Source organism: Gordonia jinhuaensis (genome assembly GCF_014639795.1).
GTDB lineage: Bacteria > Actinomycetota > Actinomycetes > Mycobacteriales > Mycobacteriaceae > Gordonia_B > Gordonia_B jinhuaensis.
Window position 1 is genome coordinate 1 of the sequence record NZ_BMGC01000015.1, and the last position, 19,718, is coordinate 19,718.

The following is a 19,718-nucleotide window of genomic DNA, read 5'->3' on the forward strand; positions in this document are numbered from 1 at the left end:
AGTCACACCGTCTTCACGGTTCTGGGCGACGCGGACAACGTCGTCGCGGAACTCCTGGGGATAGGGCTTGGGCACAGCTGGCATCCTTCCAGGCCGCCCGGCAGGACAAGCCAGATCAGATGTCACCTACTCGTGCACCAGCCCCGATCCAGGACGTGTAGCCGGTGGTGTCGAGGTCGATGACGACGACTCCGCCGGTCGTCGCAGCCTGTCCGATGACGAATCTGGGCGCGATCACGGCGCCGAGTCCGTGAGCGGCCCAGCTCACCGCGACGATGAGGCTCGGCATGGATTCGATCTGTCCAGGGAGCAGCGCGTCGATCGCGAGATGCGATGAGCATCGCGGCGGGCCGCCGACGATGTGTTCACCGGCGAGGTCATCGACCGTCAGACGGTCGTGCAGAGCGAGCCGATGGTCGGTGGCAACGGCAACCGCGGTCGTCACCGGGATCAGGTCGGCGAATTCGACGTCGCCGCGCCGGGTGGCCGGCAACAGCCAGCGGTCCGCCTCGTCGTGGTGGGTGTCCAGCACGAGTCCGACGTCGGATCTGCCACATGCCACCGACGCGACGACACTGGACGGGTCCGGGAGCGCGTCCGCGGCCACCTGCCGACCAGGGTGGCGGATGCCGAACTCGCGCAGCACTCGTGGAACCTGGGCGGCCACCATGTGCTCGGTACTGGCCACCCGCAGTGGCGTCGTCGTTGCGGTCGAGGTGACCGCTCGACCGAGCCGTGTCCAGCGGGCGATGAGTTCGGGGGCGTCGGCTGCCAGCACCCGGCCGGCGTCGGTCAGCCGCATACCAGTCGGCGAGCGCTCGAACAGTTCGACACCCAGTCCACCTTCGAGCACCCTGATCTGCTGCGACACCGACGACGGCGCGAGATGGAGTGCGTTCGCTGCCCCCAGGATCGTCCCGTACTCGGCGACGGTGAGGAACGTGCGCACGTGTCGGATCTCCATACCGGGGCTCCTCGCTGGCGCCGACAGACCTGTGTGTCGACCGACCGGTGATGTCGTCGGGACATGGTGTTCGGCACAACCGAATGCCCTCTGCGGGTATTCCGGTCGACCGCGACGGCGGTGTGCTCGCACGCTGATCTGGTGCCCGCCACCACATCTGAACCCTGCCGTCCGGCCGCTGCCGGCCTCCGCGCGACCGTCGGCCGACGTCGTCGCACCCTCGGCAATGTCGGCGTGTCACTCGGCTACCTGCTCGTCCTGATCGACTCGACGGTGCTCAACGTCGCGCTGCCCGACATCTCGAGTTCCCTCGGCGGCAGCACGAGCGGACAGCAGTGGACGCTGAGCGCCTACCTGGTGACCTTCGGCGCGCTGCTGCTCGGCTCCGAGGCGGTGGCCGACCGGTACGGAGCGCTGCGCACCTATCGGATGGGAGTCCTTGCGTTCGTGATCTTCTCGGCCCTGCGTGCGGCGGCTCAGACGTTGACGATGCTCATCGTGTTCCGCGCACTCCAGGGTGCCGCCGCGGCACTCATCCCCGGCACAACGCTCGCGTTGATCGCGAGGATGAATCCCGAACCGGACGCCCGGCATCGCGCGATCGGCCTGTATGCGCTGGTCACCGGCGTCGGATTCGCTGCCGGTCCGGCGCTCGGTGGCCTGCTGGTCGCCGCGAGCGGCTGGCGATGGATCTTTCTGATCAACGTGCCCATCGGGCTGCTGGCGTTGGTCTGGAGTCGTGTGTTCCCCTCGGACGAGACCAACCCCCGGACCTCCGGAACCCGGCTCGACATACGTGGTCAGCTGCTGGCGGTGGTGTGCTGCGCGCTGACCGTCGTGGTGATCATCGAAGCCGGGGATCGCTCGCTGACCGCAGTGTGGGCGTTGCTCCCGCTGGTCTGCGCCGGTGCTCTGCTGTACCGGTCGGATCGCGCAAGCGAGGCGCCGGCGATACCGGTGCCGCTGCTGCGCGTGTCGGAGCTGCGCCGCGGTGCCGTATACGGATTCGCCATCCAGGTGGTGATGGCGTCCACGTTGTTCATCGGAAGCCTCTACCTCATCGACGTCCGGGGCCTCGCGCCGATGCGGGCGGGGCTGGCGATGATCGGCTACACCTTCGGGCCATGCCTGCTCGGTCCGCTGGTCGGGCGAATCGTCGCCGCCCGCGGACCGCAGTTGCCCGCCGTGATCGGGCAGATCCTCGCGTGCGGCGGCTCGGCCGGGGTTGCCGCGGCGATGTACCTGAACGCACCACTCTGGGTGCTGATCGCGGCAATGGTGGTCGCAGGCGCTGCACTGCCGTCGGTGATCGTCCCGATGACCGGCCTGGTGGTGTCCCACGCTCCCGCCGGTTCACAGAGCACCGCGGGCGGGCTGTTCAGCGCGGCCAGACAACTCGGCGGGGCATTCGGAGTCGCCGCACTCGGAGCGATTCTCGCCGTGGTCGGGGGCCAGACCGGATACCCGGTGGCGATGACTGCCGTCGCGGCGGTCGCAGCGGTCGCACTCATCGGTATGGTTGTTGCACCTCATCGTCGCTGAACCCCACCGCGGCGGCGGGCGGGTGGGCCCGTCGCCGCGAATTTGGCCCCAGCCAGCGACTTCTCTACACTAGAACGGTTGCCTGGGTAACGCCGTGCCTGCACGTCTGGACAAAGTCCCAGGTGACAGCGACTTTTGGTGGCGGGAGATCGCCACAAAAAGGGTGTACGTGCGCGAGCACTTCACCAGCACCACCCCTCACCGGCAGCAGCCGGTGCGGACACGTAACTGCTTCGTAGTAGGCCCACGACGCCACGTGCCAGGCCCTCTCCAGCGATGGGAAGGAACCGGCGCGAGCGTGCTGTATGGGAACCGCCACGAGAAAGGTTGACGGTCAACCATGACCATGACTGATCCGATCGCAGACTTCTTGACCCGTCTGCGCAACGCCAACTCGGCGTACCACGATGAGGTGACCCTGCCTCACTCGAAGATCAAGGCCAACATCGCCGAGATCCTCAAGCGCGAGGGTTACATCACCGATTACCGCACCGAAGACGCCGAGGTGGGCAAGAACCTCGTCGTCTCGCTCAAGTACGGCCCCAGCCGCGAGCGGAGCATCGCCGGCCTGCGCCGCGTCTCCAAGCCCGGTCTGCGGGTGTATGCGAAGTCCAACAACCTGCCGAAGGTTCTCGGCGGCCTGGGCGTGGCCATCATCTCCACGTCATCCGGCCTGCTCACCGACCGTCAGGCAGCCAACCAGGGCGTGGGCGGCGAAGTCCTCGCATACGTCTGGTAAGGGAGGCCTGAGAAACAATGTCGCGTATCGGTAAGAACCCGGTCGTCATCCCGGCCGGCGTCGACGTCACCGTCAACGGCCAGGACATCACGGTGAAGGGCCCCAAGGGCGAGCTCTCCCTCACTGTCTCCGAGCCGATCTCGGTGGCCAAGGAAGACAACCAGATCGTTGTCACCCGTCCCAACGACGAGCGCCGCAACCGTGCACTGCACGGCCTGAGCCGCTCACTGATCAACAACCTGGTCATCGGTGTGACGCAGGGCTACACCACGAAGATGGAGATCTTCGGTGTCGGCTATCGCGTCGCAGCCAAGGGCCGCGACCTCGAGTTCGCCCTCGGCTACAGCCACCCGGTTCCGATCGAGGCCCCCGAGGGCATCACCTTCGCGGTGGAGTCGCCCACGAAGTTCTCGGTCACCGGAATCGACAAGCAGCAAGTCGGCCAGATCTCGGCGAACATCCGCCGCCTGCGTCGCCCCGACCCGTACAAGGGCAAGGGCATTCGCTACGAGGGTGAGCAGATCCGTCGCAAGGTCGGAAAGACGGGTAAGTAAGCCATGAGTGATACAGCAACCAAGATCGATCGCACCCCGCTCGGCAAGGACGTCTCCACGCGTCGCCGCGTGTCCAACTCGCGTCGTCACGCTCGTCTTCGCAAGAAGATCAGCGGTACGCCCGAGCGTCCGCGTCTGGTGGTCAAGCGTTCCAGCCGTCACATCCACGTGCAGCTGGTCGACGACCTGGCCGGCAAGACCATCGCCGCCGCGTCGTCGATCGAGGCCGACGTGCGCGCGCTCGACGGTGACAAGTCCGCCAAGGGCCGCAAGGTCGGCGAGCTGATCGCCGCCCGCGCCAAGGCCGCCGGTGTCGACACCATCGTCTTCGACCGTGGTGGTCACGACTACCACGGCCGTATCGCGGCGCTGGCCGATGCCGCCCGCGAGGGAGGCCTGAAGTTCTGATGATGACGAACAAGCTTGTAAACGGAAGGACCATCTGATGCCGGGACGTCAGCGGCGTGACGGCGGAAACGGACCCGCCGGAAACAACGAGAACAACAACAACAACGACGCCCGCGGCAACGACCGTCGCGGCGGCCGCGATCGTCGCGACAACCGCGGCGGACGCGACCAGGAGCGCAACCAGCTCGAGCGCGTCGTCGCGATCAACCGCGTGTCGAAGGTGGTCAAGGGTGGACGTCGGTTCTCCTTCACCGCACTCGTCGTGGTTGGCGACGGCCAGGGTCTGGTCGGCGTCGGATACGGCAAGGCCAAGGAAGTTCCGGCCGCGATCCAGAAGGGTGTCGAAGAGGCTCGCAAGAACTTCTTCCGCGTCCCGCTGATCGCCGGTACCATCACCCACCCGGTTCAGGGTGAGGCGGCTGCCGGTGTCGTGATGCTGCGTCCGGCCAGCGCCGGTACCGGTGTGATCGCCGGTGGCGCGGTGCGTGCCGTGCTCGAGTGCGCGGGTGTCAAGGACATCCTCGGCAAGAGCCTCGGCTCCGACAACGCCATCAACGTGGTCCACGCGACCGTGGCGGCCCTGAAGATGCTGCAGCGCCCCGAAGAGGTCGCCGCACGTCGTGGGCTTCCGATCGAGGATGTCGCTCCCGCGGGCATGCTGCGGGCGCGTGCGGGTCAGGGGGTCTGAGAACAATGGCACAGCTGAAGATCACACAGATCAAAGGCACCGTCGGTACCAAGAGCAACCAGCGTGACAGCCTGCGGACCCTCGGCCTGAGGAAGATCCGTCAGACCGTCATCCGCGAGGACGACGCCGTCACCCGTGGACTGGTGAACACGGTGCGGCACCTCGTGACAGTCGAAGAGGTTTCGAAATGACGATCAAACTCCATCACCTTCGCCCCGCACCGGGGTCGAAGACCGAGAAGACCCGTGTGGGTCGCGGTGAGGGGTCCAAGGGTAAGACCGCAGGCCGCGGCACCAAGGGCACCAAGGCGCGCAAGAACGTCCCGGCAGGGTTCGAGGGCGGTCAGATGCCGATCCACATGCGGCTGCCGAAGCTCAAGGGCTTCACCAACCGCAATCGGGTGGAATACCAGGTGGTGAACGTGGGAGACATCGCCCGTCTGTTCCCGCAGGGTGGCACCATCGGCGTTGCCGAGCTCGTGAACGCGGGCGCTGTTCGCAAGAACCAGCCCGTCAAGGTACTCGGTGAGGGTGAGCTGTCGGTTGCGGTCCAGGTGACCGCCGACAAGTTCTCCTCGACGGCCAAGGACAAGATCACCGCCGCCGGCGGCACGATCACCCAGGCCTGACAAGTCCGACAACAGCGGCGGGGATGGCACCCCTCGGGGTCGCCTCCCCGCCGCTGTTACAGTCGGTGTCGACCAGATCCCTCGGCCGTGACGATCTCCGCGTCACGCGCATCCAGCGCTCTCGCGGGTATCTGAGCGCAGAAGGATCAACCACCATGCAATTCCTGAAGCAACGTCGCTTGCGGTCATGTACCGACCGCGCGACCCACCAGAACGACCGTGGACACGACCGGGTGTTCGACATCGGTAGGAGGGGTTAGTGCGTTCCGCCGTCACCTCGGCATTCACGTCGCCGGACCTGAGGAAGAAGATCCTCTTCGTTCTGGGCATCATCATTCTTTATCGCCTGGGCGCGATGATTCCGTCGCCGGGCGTCGATTACCGCCAGGTCCACAGCTGCCTCGACGAGGTCTCCAAGGGCAACTCGGCCGGTATCTACTCGCTGATCAACATGTTCTCCGGCGGCGCATTGCTGCAGCTGTCGGTGTTCGCGATCGGCATCATGCCCTACATCACCTCGAGCATCATCGTGCAGCTGCTGACGGTGGTCATCCCGCGCTTCGAACAGTTGCGCAAGGAAGGCCAGGCCGGACAGGCCAAGATGACGCAGTACACCCGCTACCTCACGGTGGCGCTGGCACTGCTGCAGTCGACCGGCATCGTGGCGCTCGCCGACCGCGGCGACCTGCTGCGTGACTGTTCGACGGGCGATCAGATCCTGCGCGACCAGTCGATCTTCGGCCTCACCATCATCGTCTTGACGATGACCGCCGGTGCCATGGTCGTGATGTGGTTCGGCGAGCTCATCACCGAACGCGGTATCGGCAACGGCATGTCGTTGCTGATCTTCGCCGGCATCGCCGCACGTCTGCCCGCCGAGGGCAAGCAGATCCTCGACAGCCGCGGTGCGCTGGTGTTCTCCCTGGTGTTGCTGGCCGCGCTGATCATCATCGCGGGTGTGGTCTTCATCGAACAGGGGCAGCGCCGGATACCGGTGCAATATGCCAAACGGATGGTCGGCCGGAAGATGTACGGCGGCTCGTCGACGTACCTGCCGCTGAAGGTCAACCAGGCCGGTGTCATCCCGGTGATCTTCGCGTCGTCGCTGCTCTATCTGCCCAACCTGCTGGTGCAGCTCACCACGAGCGGCAATCAGGCGGCCTCGGGCTGGCAGAAGTTCGTCCAGACCTACCTCGTCGACCCGAGCAACTACGTCTACATCATCGTCTACTTCCTTCTCATCATCTTCTTCACGTACTTCTACGTGGCGGTGACGTTCAACCCGCAGGAACGTGCCGACGAGATGAAGAAGTACGGTGGATTCATCCCCGGGATCCGCCCAGGACAGCCCACAGCTGACTACCTCGGCTATGTGCTCAGTCGCATCACCCTGCCGGGTTCGATCTACCTCGGTGTGATCGCGGTGTTGCCGAACCTCTTCCTGGAGATCGGCAACAATGGGGGAGTCCAGAACCTGCCGTTCGGCGGCACTGCGGTGCTGATCATGGTCGGCGTCGGACTGGATACGGTCAAGCAGGTCCAGAGTCAGTTGATGCAACGCAAGTACGAAGGGTTCCTGAAGTGAGAGTTGTGATTCTCGGTCCCCCGGGGGCCGGTAAAGGTACGCAGGCCGAGAAGCTCTCGGAGAGCCTCGGGATTCCGCACATCTCCACCGGTGATCTCTTCCGGGCCAACATCTCACAGGGAACCCCGGTGGGCGTCGAGGCCAAGCGGTATCTCGACGCCGGCAATCTGGTGCCCTCGGAGATCACCGTCGACATGGTGCGCCAGCGCCTCGACGAGCCCGACGCCAAGAACGGGTTCATCCTCGACGGTTTCCCGCGTTCGGTGGAGCAGGCCGATGCCCTGGCCGCGATGCTCGACGAAAAGGGCCAGAACCTCGACGCCGTGCTGTCCTTCGTGATCGACGCCGACGTGGTGGTCGAGCGCATGCTCGCCCGCGGCCGCGCCGACGACACCGAGGACGTCATCCGCAACCGGATGAAGGTGTACGAGGAAGAAACCGCACCGCTGCTGGAGTACTACGGCGACCGTGTGCTCACGATCGACGCCGTCGGCGACGTCGAGGAAGTGCATCAGCGGGTGCTGCGCGCACTGCAGCCCTGAGTCGTTCGCTCCACATACGCACTATTCGGTCGCACGAGATTTGATCGCACGAGGTCGTCACGATGGCATTCCGCAAGCCCAAACCGGTCCCGTTTCGCTCTGATGCGGAACTCGACGCGATGGCGGCGGCGGGTGCCATCGTCGGCGCGGCGCTGGTCGCCGTGCGTGACGCGGCGAAGGCCGGTGTGTCGACCCTCGACCTCGACGAGGTCGCCGAGACGGTGATCCGCGAGGCCGGTGCGGTTCCCTCGTTCAAGGGCTATCACGGATTCCCCGGATCGATCTGCGCCTCGGTGAACGACGTGGTGGTCCACGGCATCCCGCGCGACGACGTCGTGCTGGCCGAACACGATCTGGTGTCCATCGACTGCGGCGCGATCTATGACGGATGGCACGGCGACTCGGCGTGGACATTCGGCGTCGGTGAGCTCTCCGGCGACGACCACGATCTCAACGAGGCCACCCGCGAGGCGATGGAGGCCGGGATCGCGGCGATGGTCGACGGCGGCAGGCTCACCGACATCTCCCACGCCATCGAGATGGAAACCCGGGCCGCCGAGGAGAAATACGGCCGCGAATTCGGCATCGTCTCCGGCTACGGCGGTCACGGTATCGGGACCGCGATGCACATGGACCCGTTCCTGCCCAACGAGGGTCGGGGCAACCGCGGTCCCCTGCTGGTGGTGGGGTCCACACTCGCGATCGAACCGATGCTCACCCTCGGCACCACCGAGACCACCGTTCTCGACGACGACTGGACCGTGATCACCGACGACGGGTCGCGCGCCTCGCACTGGGAGCACACCGTGGCCGTCACCAAGGACGGTCCCCGCATCCTCACCACCCGTCCCGAGTGATCGGCGTCGGCGTCCCGGCATCCCGCTGAGGCGCGCCGGATCGGGGTCGGGATCGGGTCCCGGTTGGCGCCGCCCCCGTCCGGCTCAGCCGGTGAAGTCGGCGACGTAGCCGTCGATGTCGGCGAGATAGCCCTCGCGCGCCTCATCCGTCAGCCACGACGCCCGAAATGAGTTGCGGGCCAACTCGATGATCTGATCGCTGCTCAGCTGCGCCTTCTGTGCGAGGGCCTCGTAGTTGCCGGCCACATAGGCGGCGAAATACGCCGGATCGTCACTGTTGATCGTCACGGTCACCCCGCGCCCGAGCAGGTCGACGATCTCAGTTGCCTTGGAGTCCTCGGTGACGAAGCTGTTGGACACCGGGCAGCAGGTGAGTCCGAGTCCCCGGTCGATGACATCGGCGACCAGTGAGTCGTCCTCGACCACGTTGGTGCCGTGGTCGATGCGTTCGACACCGATCTCGTGGATGGCCTGGCGGATGTGTTCGATGCTGTCGGGCTGATCGATGTCGCAGTGCATCGTCAGATGCAGGCCGGCCTGGCGGGCGCGGGCGAACACCTCGGCGAACTTGCGCGGCGGATTGTCGCGCTCGTCGGAATCGAGTCCCACGCCGATCACCCAGCTGGTGAACTCCGGTGACGCCAGTAGCGCGTCGAGGGTCGCCTCGGCCGAGTTCGGGTCGCCGTCGGCCGGCAGATCACGCAGGAAGCACATGATCAGATGGGCGTCGACACCGATCTGTGCGGCGTCGACGGCGGCACCGTGATACCCGGTGATGACATCGGCGAAAGCCACTCCGCGCCCGGTGTGGGCCTGCGGATCGAAGAACATCTCGGCGTGCACCACGCCGTCGGCCTTCGCGCGCACGAGGTAGGCCATTGCCAGGTCGTAGAAGTCCTGTTCGGTCCGCAGCACGTCCATCGCGGGGTAGTAGACGGCGAGAAAACTTGCCAGCGAGTCGAATTCATAGGTGGCCTGCACCTCCTCCACGGTGTCCTGTTCGAGGAACAGCCCGTTGCGCTCGGCGAGGGCGAGCTTCACCTCCGGTTCGAGGGTGCCTTCGAGATGAACGTGCAGCTCGGCCTTCGGCAGACCGGCGATGAACTCGGCAGTGGGAGACGATGGTGCAGGCATGCACCGACACTATCGGCTCAACCGGCAGTGAAGTGAGATGAGGGACGACAGATGAGGGATGGGCGATGAGCGGTGGGAGAACCGGCAGCGTGGACGAGGAGACCGTCTTCGCCATGATCGCCGACGAGCGACGGTCGCTGGCAACGACACTGCTCGGGCTGACACCTGAGCAATGGGCGCTGGAGTCGCTGTGTGCGGGGTGGACCGTCCGCGATGTCGGTGGGCATCTGATCGCGCCGTTCACGGTCCCGATGTGGCGCTTTGCGGTGTACATGCTGCGTGCGCGCGGACATTTCGACACGGCCAATCAGATGATGACGCGCTTCTGTGTCGACTCCAACGGCGAGCGGATCCCCGAGCTCCTCACCGCCAACGCCGAGAACAGGTTCACCCCGCCGGGTAAGGGTGCCGGCGCCCCGCTGGTCGACATCGTGGTCCACGGTCAGGACATCTGCATCCCCGCCGGGATCGACCGTCCGATCGACGCGGAGGTCGCTCTGGCGGCACTCGACTACATCACGGGTCCTGCGGCCACGGGACTGTACGGCTCGGTCGGAACTGAACTGCGTTGGGAGGCAGCCGATGTGGATTTCACCTCCGGATCTGGTCCGTTGGTGCGCGGGCCCGCGCGTTCGATCATCCTCGCATTGACCGGTCGCCACGGCGCCGCAGCGGGGCTCGAGGGAGATGGTGTGGGTCTTCTCGATTGAGGGTCCTCCTGAGGTCCTCCTGGGGTACTCCGCCACCGAACGTGTGCTCCCTGCCTGATGACGATGGGGCGTCGGGTCGTGGGTACCACGTCGATCGTGGCGCCGTGGGCATCGACGCTCCGGTGGTGCCGGGTTCTCGTACCGAACCCTGCACTGCCGCAGCCGATGACGGCTCGTCGGGACTACGGCGACGGTGGACTCCGGGGAATGTGAGGCGCGACCGCTCAGCGCCTGCGCCAGCGCGCGACCACGAAATCGCGATTGCGGTCGACCTCGAGCAGCTCCCACTCCGACCGGGTCGGAAGTACACGCTCGCCACTGCCGAGGCTGCACGGCGCATAGCTGATCACCATCTCGTCGACGAGTCCCCGATCCACGAATTGCGCGGCCGTGGCGCCGCCGCCCATGATCCAGACGTCTTTCCCGTTCGCCGCGGCGACCAGTTGCGGGTGCAGCGCCGCCACATCGGCGCTGAACGCCTGCACCGGGTCGCCGGCACGCAGGATCTCCGGATGATGGGTGAGGATCCAGGTCGGCAGGCTGTAGGGCCACGACTCCTCCTGGTCGCGCAGCCACCGATAGGTGGACGCGCCCATCGCCAGCGACCCCACGGAGTCGATGAAGTCGGTGTAGCCGCCTGGCGGGCGGTCGGCATCGATGTCGCGCGACAGCAGCCAGTCGAGACTGCCGTCGTCATCGACGATGAACCCGTCGAGACTTGACGCGGTGAAGTAGACGGTCGACATATCCGCACTCCTTTCACGGGTCGGCGGTCACGGGTCGGCGCCACCTCACGCTCGCGCCGCCTCAGACGTCCAGGACGATCGTCACCGGACCCGAATTGGTCAGCGACACAGCCATATCTGCACCGAAGCGACCGGTCGCCACGGTGGCACCGATCGTTTGCAATGACGACACCACCTCATCGACCAGTGGTTCGGCCACCGTGCGGGGCGCCGCGGCGTTCCACGACGGGCGACGGCCTTTGGCGGTGTTCGCATAGAGGGTGAACTGACTGATCACCAGGACGGGTGCATCGACATCGGCCGCCGACTTCTCGCCGTCGAGGATGCGCAATCGCCAGATCCTGTCGGCGAGCGTGCGCGCCTGCTCGCGGGTGTCGTCATGCGTCACGCCGACCAGCGCCACCAAGCCCTGGGCGGTGCCGGTGAGGTCCAGCGACCCCACCACCTCACCGTCGACGCTGACCGATGCCGATGTCACTCGCTGTAGGACTGCGCGCATTCACCACAATCTACCCACGCGATTCCCGGAAACGGGATGGCCGCGGGTGCCCGGCGACGTTGCACCGCATATGACGACTTTCGATCGGCATTCCCTCGGCACCTACGGCGTGTGGGTTCATTTCGACGGCATCTCGGCAGAGCAGGCCCGGCGCATCGAGTCGGCGGGCTACGGGACGATCTGGCTCGGCGGGTCGCCACCCACGCTGGAGCCGGTGCGCGCGATCCTCGATGCCACGTCCACGATCAAGGTGGCCACCGGTATCACCAACATCTGGAACACCGATCCGTCGGCGATCGCGGGGGAGTACCACGACGTCGAGCGTGACGTCCCCGATCGGTTCGTACTCGGCGTCGGCGCGGGTCACCGTGAGGCCACCGCGGAATACCGCAAGCCCTACGACGCGGTGGTGAGCTACCTCGACGTACTCGACAAGGAAGGTGTGCCCACCGACCGTCGGGTGCTGGCCGCGCTCGGTCCGAAGATGCTGCGGCTGGCCGCCGACCGGTCGCTGGGCGCGCACCCCTACCTGACCACCGCCGACCACACCCGTACGGCCCGTGAGATTCTCGGCGACGCCGCGGTGCTGGCGCCGGAGCAGAAGGTGGTGGTGAGCACCGATGCCGCCGCAGCGCGGGCCGCTGGTCGCGCGGTGGTCGACCGGCCGTATCTGCACCTGTCCAACTACGTGAACAACCTCAAACGGCTGGGCTACACCGACGCCGACATCGCCGACGGCGGATCGGATGCGCTGATCGACGCCCTGGTGGCGCATGGCACCGCCGAGCAGGTCAACGCTCGTCTCGACGAACACCTCGCCGCCGGTGCCGACCATGTGGCGATCCAGGTGCTCGGTGCCGACGACATCGCCACGGTGCTCGAGGAATTGCGGAGCTGAGCCTGCCAGCGGGTGGTCTGGCGGGTGGTCAGGCGGCGCGTTCGGTCGGCGAGCTCATCGCCGACGACAGCGCCCAGCTCACCAACGAGACGATGATCGCCCCGAAGAACGCCGACCAGAAGCCGCTCACGCGCAGCCCCCACGACGTCTCGGAAGTGATCCACCCGGTGAGCATCAGCATCAACGCGTTGACCACCAGGTGGAACAAGCCGAGTGTGAGCACGTAGAGCGGGATCGACAGGATCGCCACCACCGGCTTGACCAGCGCGTTGACGATTCCGAAGATCAGCGCGACCAGCAGCAGGATGCCGATCTTGCGCCCGGTCTCACCGTGGGTGCCCACGATCTCCAGACCCGGCACGATCAGGGTCGCGATCCACAGCGCCACGGCCGAGATGATGACGCGCAACAGGAATGCCATGTCGTGATTGTGCCAGCCGGCCGCCGCCATCACCAGGACATCTGGGGCGCCTGGTCGGCGGTGACCGCCTTCGCGTCCTCGAGGAATTTGCGCTGCACACCGAGCTGGCGGGCGCTCAGTTCGGGGCCCTCGGGCTTCGCGCTGCCCGGCGACCCCCCGGCCGACGTCGGGCTGTCGGACTGCTCCTCACGGTGGTGGCGGTGCGGGAGTTTTCGCTTGGACGCGCTGCGACGGGAGATGATCGACCCGGCGCCGGCGAGCATCGGGAACTCCTCCTCGGTCTGGCGGTCGAGGTCCTCCTCGACGTCACTGGCCCGGGGTGCGGCCCGCAGCGACTTCCACAGCAGCACCAGCAGCCCCGCGATCAGCACGCCGAGCACGATGATTGACAGAGCTCGGCCGGGCAGCTGGGTGAGGCCGTAGACGATGGCCGCGACCACCGCGGCGGCCGGCATGGTCACCACCCACGCGACGGCCATCTTGCGGAAGACGCTCCAGTCGACGGTGCTGTTGCGGTTGGTGGTCCCCACACCGGCGACCGAACCGGCGACGGTGTGGGTGGTCGACACCGGGGCGCCCAGTGCGGTGGATCCGAACAGTGCGATCGCCGCACCGGTCTCGGCGCAGAACCCGCTGACCGGACGCAGCTTGGTGATACCCGACCCCATCGTCCGCACGATGCTCCACCCGCCGGTGAGGGTTCCCAGCGCGATGAACAGATAGCACCCCAGCGCGACCCAGTCGGGGACCGGCAGAGTGCCACCGCTCTGATGCAGATGCCCGGTGGCCACCAGCAGTCCGGCGATCACACCCATCGTCTTCTGTGCGTCGTTGCCGCCATGTGCCAGGGAGATGGCACCGGAAGAGACGAGCTGCAGATAACGGAACGCACGTTCGGTGCGGACCACTCTCGCGCGGAAGAGCAGCGCACGTAACAGCAGCATCATGGCGCCGCCGAAAATGAGCCCGGCGATCGGTGAGATGACGATGAAGGCTGCTGTCTTCTCCACGCTCGACGCGCGGATGGCGTCGATACCGCCCTTGACCAGCGCAGCACCCACGAGGCCGCCGATCAGCGCATGCGACGACGAGGTGGGGATGCCGAAGTGCCAGGAGAAGAAGTTCCAGATCACCGCGGCCAGCAGTGCCGCGAACACCACCGCGATGCTGTAGAACCGGCGGTTGACCGTCTCGCCGACGGTGTCGGCCACAGCCGTTCCGACGATGAAGAACGCCACGAAGTTCCAGCCGGCCGCCCAGGCCACGGCGACCCGCGGTGTGAGCACCCGGGTCGCGACGACCGTGGCGATCGAATTCGCCGAGTCGTGGAAACCGTTGGTGAAGTCGAACAGCGCGGCGAGCGCGATGACCCCGATCAGGGAGAGTGTCGTGATGTCCACCCGGTCCACAGTGGCGGGCGGACCGCGGTGCCGGGAGCCTCATTCACTGTGGTGCAGAAGACTTTTGCCACTGTTCATGTCGGTGACACCCAGGGCGCCGGGATGCCGCCTTTCGGCGGATCGACCGAGGTGAGAGGTACCCGACGGGTTCGCCGGGTTTGGCGTTGTCCAGGCACTTCGCGTACTGTGGAAGGTCGGTGTGCACGTGAACCGGCCATGTTGTCGGGTCGTGCAGACACGGAGGCCGTCACCGACGGCGGCCACCGAACACAGGGATTCAACCAGGCGGTGCGAGCGTACCGCTCGCCGGGCGGAGAGATCCGCCGGTGCGGGTGGCTCATCGCGACCGCCGGGAGCGCGGAGGATATGGCGAAGAAAGACGGGGCCATCGAGGTCGAGGGCCGGGTTGTCGAACCCCTGCCGAATGCGATGTTTCGCATCGAGCTGGAGAACGGCCACAAGGTACTCGCACACATCAGCGGCAAGATGCGTCAGCACTACATCCGAATCCTCCCCGAGGATCGGGTCGTGGTCGAGCTCTCGCCGTACGACCTCAACCGCGGCCGGATCGTCTACCGCTACAAGTGACCATCCGGCCTGGTGATCAGGCCGGACGGTGCATCGAACCGAGGTTTTGGTACCTCGGGGGAGCACGGGTACGATGGAACGTCGGTGCGCTCTGTGCGCGCCGACACTCGCGTGTCCTGACCGATCAGGTGTCCCCACGGGCCTCCTGCTGGATCGGACACGTCGCGTACCGCCACGATGCCATCTCATGCCGGGATGTGTCGTGGATCCACACAGTGCAAGACAACACATGAGTCGCAAGACAACACATGAGTCGCCTGGCAGCAGCCATGCGTCACATACCGACAGCAGGAGAGATTGACGTGAAGGTCAAGCCGAGCGTCAAGCCGATCTGCGAGAAGTGCAAGGTGATCCGCCGCAACGGTCGGGTCATGGTGATCTGCGAGAACCTGCGTCACAAGCAGCGTCAGGGCTGATCAGCGCTCTTCGGGGTCGCTTGAGAAACAACTGAATCCCGCCCTCACCTGAGGGCGGACACGAAGAACTCCTGGCACCAGCGCCGGCACACGAGCCCGCGCCTACCTCCGGATCAGGGGCCGGAGCCTCCCGCAGAGTGGGGGACGGACCAGGAGCAGACCTCTGAGAACAAGTAAGGAAACGCCACATGGCACGTGTTGCAGGTGTGGATCTCCCCCGCGAGAAGCGGCTGGAGATCGCGCTCACCTACATCTACGGAATTGGTCGCACCACTTCCCAGCAGATCCTGGCCGACACCGGGCTGTCGCCCGACCTGCGCGCCAAGGATCTCACCGATGCAGACGTCGCACGTCTGCGTGAGTACATCGAGAGCAACTCTCTGAAGGTCGAGGGTGATCTGCGCCGCGAGGTGCAGGCCGATATCCGTCGCAAGATCGAGATCGGTTGCTACCAGGGACTTCGTCACCGTCGCGGTCTGCCCGTGCACGGTCAGCGCACGAAGACCAACGCCCGCACCCGCAAGGGCCCCAAGAAGACCATCGCAGGGAAGAAGAAGTAATCGATGCCTCCGAAGTCACGCGCCACAGGCGCCAAGAAGGGCACTCGTCGTCGCGACAAGAAGAACGTCCCCTTCGGCGCTGCGCACATCAAGTCCACGTTCAACAACACCATCGTGTCGATCACCGATCCGCAGGGCAACGTGATCAGCTGGGCCTCCAGCGGTCACGTCGGCTTCAAGAACTCGCGTAAGAGCACCCCGTTCGCCGCGCAGCTCGCCGCCGAGAACGCTGCCCGCAAGGCGCAGGAACACGGCGTCAAGAAGGTCGACGTGTTCGTCAAGGGCCCGGGTTCGGGCCGCGAGACCGCGATCCGTTCGCTGCAGGCCGCCGGCCTGGAGGTCGGCACCATCTCCGATGTCACCCCCCAGCCGCACAACGGCACTCGTCCGCCGAAGCGTCGTCGGGTCTAGAGCGGGAAGGGAAGAGGAACTAGAAAATGGCTCGTTATACCGGCCCCGCCACCCGTAAATCTCGTCGTCTGCGCGTCGACCTCGTCGGCGGAGATCAGGCGTTCGAACGTCGCCCCTACCCGCCCGGCCAGCACGGCCGCGCGCGGATCAAGGAGAGCGAGTACCTGCTCCAGCTGCAGGAGAAGCAGAAGGCACGCTTCACCTACGGCGTCATGGAAAAGCAGTTCCGTCGCTACTACGAGGAAGCCAACCGTCGTTCCGGCAAGACCGGTGACGAGCTGCTGCGCATCCTCGAGACCCGTCTGGACAACGTCATCTACCGGTCCGGACTGGCCCGTACGCGTCGTCAGGCCCGTCAGCTCGTCACCCACGGCCACTTCCTGGTCAACGGTGTGCGCGTCGACGTGCCGAGCTACCGCGTGAGCCAGTACGACATCATCGACGTCCGGTCGAAGTCCGCGTCGACCGTGCCGTTCCAGATCGCCCGCGAGATCCAGGGCGAGCGCCCCGTTCCCGGCTGGCTCCAGGTGGTCCCGTCGACCCTGCGCATCCTCGTGCACAACGTGCCCGACCGCGCGCAGATCGACGTCCCGCTCTCCGAGCAGCTCATCGTCGAGTACTACTCGAAGTAATTCGAGCCGTACTCACCGCCAAGCAGCACACGCTGCTCGGTTCCGCCTCGAGGCCGTCATATAGCGGGCGGCCAAAGGAGAAGAATCAATGCTCATCTCACAGCGACCCACACTGTCCGAGGAAGTCCTCGCCGACGACCGCTCGAAGTTCATCATCGAGCCGTTGGAGCCCGGCTTCGGCTACACCCTCGGCAACTCGCTGCGCCGCACCCTGCTGTCGTCCATCCCGGGCGCAGCGGTCACCAGCATCCGTATCGACGGCGTGCTGCACGAGTTCACCACCGTCCCCGGTGTGAAGGAAGATGTCACCGACATCATCCTGAACCTCAAGGGCCTCGTGGTGAGTTCGGATGAGGACGAGCCGGTCACCATGTACGTGCGCAAGCAGGGACCGGGCACGGTCACCGGCGCCGACATCGTGCCGCCGGCCGGCGTCACCGTGCACAACCCGGATCTGCACATCGCGACCCTGAACGACAAGGGCAAGCTCGAGATCGAGCTCGTCGTCGAGCGTGGTCGTGGCTACGTCCCGGCTGTGCAGAACAAGGCGACCGGCGCCGAGATCGGCCGTATCCCGGTCGACTCGATCTACTCGCCGGTCCTCAAGGTGACCTACAAGGTGGAGGCCACCCGCGTCGAGCAGCGCACCGACTTCGACCGTCTGGTGCTCGACGTGGAGACCAAGAACTCGATCACCGCACGCGATGCGCTGGCCTCGGCCGGCAAGACGCTGGTGGAGCTCTTCGGTCTGGCTCGCGAGCTCAACGTGGAGGCCGAGGGCATCGAGATCGGCCCGAGCCCGGCCGAGGCAGATCACATCGCCTCGTTCAGCTTGCCGATCGAGGACCTCGAACTCACCGTGCGCTCCTACAACTGCCTCAAGCGTGAGGGTGTGCACACCGTGGGTGAGCTCGTCGGACGCACCGAATCGGATCTGCTCGACATCCGTAACTTCGGGCAGAAGTCGATCGACGAGGTCAAGGTCAAGCTCCATGCGCTGGGGCTGTCGCTGAAGGATTCGCCGGCGAGCTTCGATCCTTCTCAGGTGGCCGGCTACGACGCCGCCACGGGTACCTGGCACGACGACGCAGCCTTCTCGGATGCGGACTCGGGCGAGGACTACGCGGAAACCGAGCAGCTGTAACCACTTTCCTCCCGGCCGAGAGGCCGTGAGCCCCACCTAGGAGTTAGTTCAATGCCCAAGCCCACGAAGGGAGCCCGTCTCGGCGGGTCGGCGTCACACCAGAAGGCGATGCTGGCCAACCTGGCCACCTCGCTCTTCGAACACGGTCGCATCACCACGACCGAGGCCAAGGCCAAGCGCCTTCGTCCCTATGCGGAGAAGCTGATCACCCATGCGAAGGGCGGCTCGCTGGCCAACCGTCGTGAGGTGCTCAAGGACATCCGTGACAAGGACGTCGTGCACTCGCTGTTCGCCGAGATCGGCCCGTTCTTCGCCGATCGCGAGGGTGGCTACACCCGCATCATCAAGACCGTGCCGCGCAAGGGCGACAACGCCCCCATGGCCGTGATCGAGCTGGTGCGCGAGAAGACCGCGTCGACCGAGGCGACCCGCGCCACCCGTGCGGCCGCGTCGAAGAAGAAGGCCGACGAGTCCGCTCCGGCTGCTGAGGCCGAGAACGTCGTCGAGGCCGTCGAGGCCGACGCTCCCGACGCCGCTGTCGAGAACGCCGACGCGGTTGCCGAGGCTGTCGACGACGAGTCGACCGCTGCCACCGCGCCGGAGGCACAGGCAGCCGATGCCGACGTCGACGGCGACAAGGCAGACGACAAGTAAGTCGGACGCCTGAACACGTCAACGCCGAACGGACCCGCCACCCTCGAAGGTGGCGGGTCCGTTCGTTTGCGTCTGCACATCGGTTATGACGGCACCGATTTCGCCGGCTGGGCCCGTCAGATCGGCCAGCGCACGGTGTGCGAGACCCTTGAGGACACGCTCGCGACGGTGCTGCGGGTGCCGGTGCGGTTGACCGTCGCCGGGCGCACCGACGCCGGTGTGCACGCGACGGGTCAGGTGGCCCACTGCGACGTGCCGCGGGAGTCGCTGGACACTCGATCCATCGGCGGCGATCCGTCACGGCTGGTGCGCCGGCTCGCCAAGATGCTGCCCGACGACGTGCGGGTGAAGAACATCGCCGAAGTGCCTGCCGATTTCGACGCGCGCTTCTCGGCGCTGCGCCGTCACTACGAGTACCGGCTGACCGATGCCAGCTACGGCGCCGAGCCGGTTGCGGCGCGGACCACCGCGGACTGGATGCGACCTCTCGACGTGGACGCGATGAACGCCGCGTCGCGTGTTCTGGTGGGCCTCAACGACTTCGCCGCCTTCTGCCGGTTCCGCGAGGGGGCCACGACGGTCCGCGACCTGCAGCGCTTCGCGTGGCGACGCGATGACGACGGAGTGCTGGTCGCCGCGGTGGTCGCCGACGCCTTCTGCTGGTCGATGGTGCGGTCACTGGTCGGCGCGGTCGCGGTGGTCGGCGACGGCCGTCGTGACGTCGACTGGTGCGCCGGGTTGCTGCGTGAGCGCAGCCGGTCGGCGCAGGTACCGGTCGCGCAGGCGCGCGGACTGACGCTGGTCGGGGTGAACTACCCGGATGCGTCAAAGTTGGCTGCGCGCAACGCCGTCACGCGCGATGTGCGCGATGCGATTTCCGGGGACTGCTGCGGCGGGTGACCGGGCCCGTCATCCGTTACGGGCGATGTACGCGCGGCCGATGTACACAGATGACAGCTGTGCGGGTCACCGACCCCGTATAGCGGGTCGGTGACGCG

At 66.2% G+C, this 19,718-nt stretch carries 26 protein-coding genes; 20 read left to right on the forward strand and 6 right to left on the reverse strand.

The genetic code is table 11. The annotated features are described in order from the left end of the window. Positions 1-115: 115 nt before the first annotated feature. The gene (locus IEW22_RS11315) at positions 116-964 is read right to left on the reverse strand and encodes a LysR family transcriptional regulator (RefSeq protein WP_188586716.1); all 849 of its coding nucleotides are present in this window, start codon (positions 962-964) and stop codon (positions 116-118) included. A 141-nt stretch (positions 965-1,105) separates the two neighbouring features. On the opposite strand from IEW22_RS11315, the gene IEW22_RS11320 reads away from it, so the two are divergent. The 10 genes from IEW22_RS11320 (at position 1,106) to map (ending at position 8,507) form a co-directional block, all read left to right on the forward strand. After that, on the forward strand, positions 1,106-2,506 hold the full coding sequence (locus tag IEW22_RS11320; RefSeq protein WP_188586717.1) for an MFS transporter: 1,401 nt from the start codon (positions 1,106-1,108) through the stop codon (positions 2,504-2,506). 340 nt (positions 2,507-2,846) lie between these two features. Next, positions 2,847-3,245 carry a 30S ribosomal protein S8 gene (gene rpsH, locus IEW22_RS11325; protein WP_188586718.1) on the forward strand — a complete coding sequence of 133 codons (399 nt, stop codon included), beginning with the start codon at positions 2,847-2,849 and terminating at the stop codon, positions 3,243-3,245. 17 nt (positions 3,246-3,262) lie between these two features. Beyond that, positions 3,263-3,799, forward strand: a complete 537-nt coding sequence (rplF, locus tag IEW22_RS11330; protein ID WP_188586719.1) for a 50S ribosomal protein L6 — start codon at positions 3,263-3,265, stop codon at positions 3,797-3,799. 3 nt (positions 3,800-3,802) lie between these two features. Beyond that, positions 3,803-4,207 carry a 50S ribosomal protein L18 gene (rplR, locus tag IEW22_RS11335; protein WP_188586720.1) on the forward strand — a complete coding sequence of 135 codons (405 nt, stop codon included), beginning with the start codon at positions 3,803-3,805 and terminating at the stop codon, positions 4,205-4,207. Positions 4,208-4,244: 37 nt separating this feature from the next. Then, entirely contained in the window at positions 4,245-4,895 is a 651-nt protein-coding gene (gene rpsE / locus IEW22_RS11340; RefSeq protein WP_188586721.1) for a 30S ribosomal protein S5, read from the forward strand. A gap of 5 nt (positions 4,896-4,900) precedes the next feature. Next, on the forward strand, positions 4,901-5,086 hold the full coding sequence (rpmD, locus tag IEW22_RS11345) for a 50S ribosomal protein L30 (RefSeq protein WP_188586722.1): 186 nt from the start codon (positions 4,901-4,903) through the stop codon (positions 5,084-5,086). Then, positions 5,083-5,523, forward strand: a complete 441-nt coding sequence (gene rplO, locus IEW22_RS11350; protein WP_188586723.1) for a 50S ribosomal protein L15 — start codon at positions 5,083-5,085, stop codon at positions 5,521-5,523. Before rpmD ends, rplO begins: the two co-directional genes overlap by 4 nt. 259 nt (positions 5,524-5,782) lie before the next feature. Further along, positions 5,783-7,108, forward strand: coding sequence for a preprotein translocase subunit SecY (gene secY, locus IEW22_RS11355; protein ID WP_188586724.1), 1,326 nt, complete (start codon positions 5,783-5,785; stop codon positions 7,106-7,108). Further along, positions 7,105-7,650, forward strand: coding sequence for an adenylate kinase (locus IEW22_RS11360; RefSeq protein WP_188586725.1), 546 nt, complete (start codon positions 7,105-7,107; stop codon positions 7,648-7,650). Before secY ends, IEW22_RS11360 begins: the two co-directional genes overlap by 4 nt. Before the next feature lie 62 nt (positions 7,651-7,712). Next, positions 7,713-8,507: a type I methionyl aminopeptidase gene (gene map / locus IEW22_RS11365; RefSeq protein WP_188586726.1), complete on the forward strand. Its 795-nt coding sequence runs from the start codon at positions 7,713-7,715 to the stop codon at positions 8,505-8,507. A gap of 84 nt (positions 8,508-8,591) precedes the next feature. On the opposite strand, the gene add is transcribed toward map, so the two are convergent. Continuing rightward, on the reverse strand, positions 8,592-9,641 hold the full coding sequence (add, locus tag IEW22_RS11370; protein ID WP_188586727.1) for an adenosine deaminase: 1,050 nt from the start codon (positions 9,639-9,641) through the stop codon (positions 8,592-8,594). A gap of 65 nt (positions 9,642-9,706) precedes the next feature. Here add and IEW22_RS11375 point away from each other — a divergent pair, with 65 nt between their 5' ends. Beyond that, positions 9,707-10,351 carry a maleylpyruvate isomerase family mycothiol-dependent enzyme gene (locus IEW22_RS11375; protein ID WP_229742497.1) on the forward strand — a complete coding sequence of 215 codons (645 nt, stop codon included), beginning with the start codon at positions 9,707-9,709 and terminating at the stop codon, positions 10,349-10,351. Positions 10,352-10,575: 224 nt separating this feature from the next. On the opposite strand, the gene IEW22_RS11380 is transcribed toward IEW22_RS11375, so the two are convergent. Both IEW22_RS11380 and dtd read right to left on the reverse strand, forming a co-directional pair. Beyond that, positions 10,576-11,097: a dihydrofolate reductase family protein gene (locus IEW22_RS11380; RefSeq protein WP_188586728.1), complete on the reverse strand. Its 522-nt coding sequence runs from the start codon at positions 11,095-11,097 to the stop codon at positions 10,576-10,578. A gap of 61 nt (positions 11,098-11,158) precedes the next feature. After that, positions 11,159-11,596, reverse strand: coding sequence for a D-aminoacyl-tRNA deacylase (dtd, locus tag IEW22_RS11385; protein ID WP_188586729.1), 438 nt, complete (start codon positions 11,594-11,596; stop codon positions 11,159-11,161). A gap of 70 nt (positions 11,597-11,666) precedes the next feature. Here dtd and IEW22_RS11390 point away from each other — a divergent pair, with 70 nt between their 5' ends. Beyond that, complete coding sequence (locus IEW22_RS11390) at positions 11,667-12,494, forward strand: LLM class F420-dependent oxidoreductase (protein WP_188586730.1); 828 nt, start codon at positions 11,667-11,669, stop codon at positions 12,492-12,494. A gap of 28 nt (positions 12,495-12,522) precedes the next feature. On the opposite strand, the gene IEW22_RS11395 is transcribed toward IEW22_RS11390, so the two are convergent. Both IEW22_RS11395 and IEW22_RS11400 read right to left on the reverse strand, forming a co-directional pair. Further along, the gene (locus tag IEW22_RS11395) at positions 12,523-12,915 is read right to left on the reverse strand and encodes a phage holin family protein (RefSeq protein WP_188586731.1); all 393 of its coding nucleotides are present in this window, start codon (positions 12,913-12,915) and stop codon (positions 12,523-12,525) included. Positions 12,916-12,944: 29 nt separating this feature from the next. Further along, on the reverse strand, positions 12,945-14,315 hold the full coding sequence (locus IEW22_RS11400) for an inorganic phosphate transporter (RefSeq protein WP_188586732.1): 1,371 nt from the start codon (positions 14,313-14,315) through the stop codon (positions 12,945-12,947). A gap of 366 nt (positions 14,316-14,681) precedes the next feature. Between IEW22_RS11400 and infA the strand changes: the two genes are divergently transcribed. The 8 genes from infA to truA all read left to right on the forward strand — a co-directional run bounded on the left by infA (position 14,682) and on the right by truA (position 19,620). After that, complete coding sequence (infA, locus tag IEW22_RS11405) at positions 14,682-14,903, forward strand: translation initiation factor IF-1 (protein WP_188586733.1); 222 nt, start codon at positions 14,682-14,684, stop codon at positions 14,901-14,903. Between the two features lie 302 nt (positions 14,904-15,205). Further along, entirely contained in the window at positions 15,206-15,319 is a 114-nt protein-coding gene (gene rpmJ / locus IEW22_RS11410) for a 50S ribosomal protein L36 (RefSeq protein WP_026917227.1), read from the forward strand. Positions 15,320-15,507: 188 nt separating this feature from the next. Continuing rightward, complete coding sequence (gene rpsM / locus IEW22_RS11415) at positions 15,508-15,879, forward strand: 30S ribosomal protein S13 (RefSeq protein ID WP_188586734.1); 372 nt, start codon at positions 15,508-15,510, stop codon at positions 15,877-15,879. Positions 15,880-15,882: 3 nt separating this feature from the next. Next, positions 15,883-16,290 carry a 30S ribosomal protein S11 gene (rpsK, locus tag IEW22_RS11420; protein ID WP_188586735.1) on the forward strand — a complete coding sequence of 136 codons (408 nt, stop codon included), beginning with the start codon at positions 15,883-15,885 and terminating at the stop codon, positions 16,288-16,290. Positions 16,291-16,316: 26 nt separating this feature from the next. Beyond that, a complete protein-coding gene (gene rpsD / locus IEW22_RS11425; RefSeq protein ID WP_188586736.1) occupies positions 16,317-16,922 on the forward strand; it encodes a 30S ribosomal protein S4 in 606 nt (201 codons plus the stop codon). Between the two features lie 88 nt (positions 16,923-17,010). Beyond that, entirely contained in the window at positions 17,011-18,066 is a 1,056-nt protein-coding gene (locus IEW22_RS11430) for a DNA-directed RNA polymerase subunit alpha (protein ID WP_188586737.1), read from the forward strand. A gap of 51 nt (positions 18,067-18,117) precedes the next feature. Continuing rightward, positions 18,118-18,720: a 50S ribosomal protein L17 gene (gene rplQ, locus IEW22_RS11435; protein ID WP_188586738.1), complete on the forward strand. Its 603-nt coding sequence runs from the start codon at positions 18,118-18,120 to the stop codon at positions 18,718-18,720. A 66-nt stretch (positions 18,721-18,786) separates the two neighbouring features. Beyond that, on the forward strand, positions 18,787-19,620 hold the full coding sequence (truA, locus tag IEW22_RS11440; protein WP_188586739.1) for a tRNA pseudouridine(38-40) synthase TruA: 834 nt from the start codon (positions 18,787-18,789) through the stop codon (positions 19,618-19,620). The last annotated feature ends 98 nt before the right edge of the window (positions 19,621-19,718 follow it).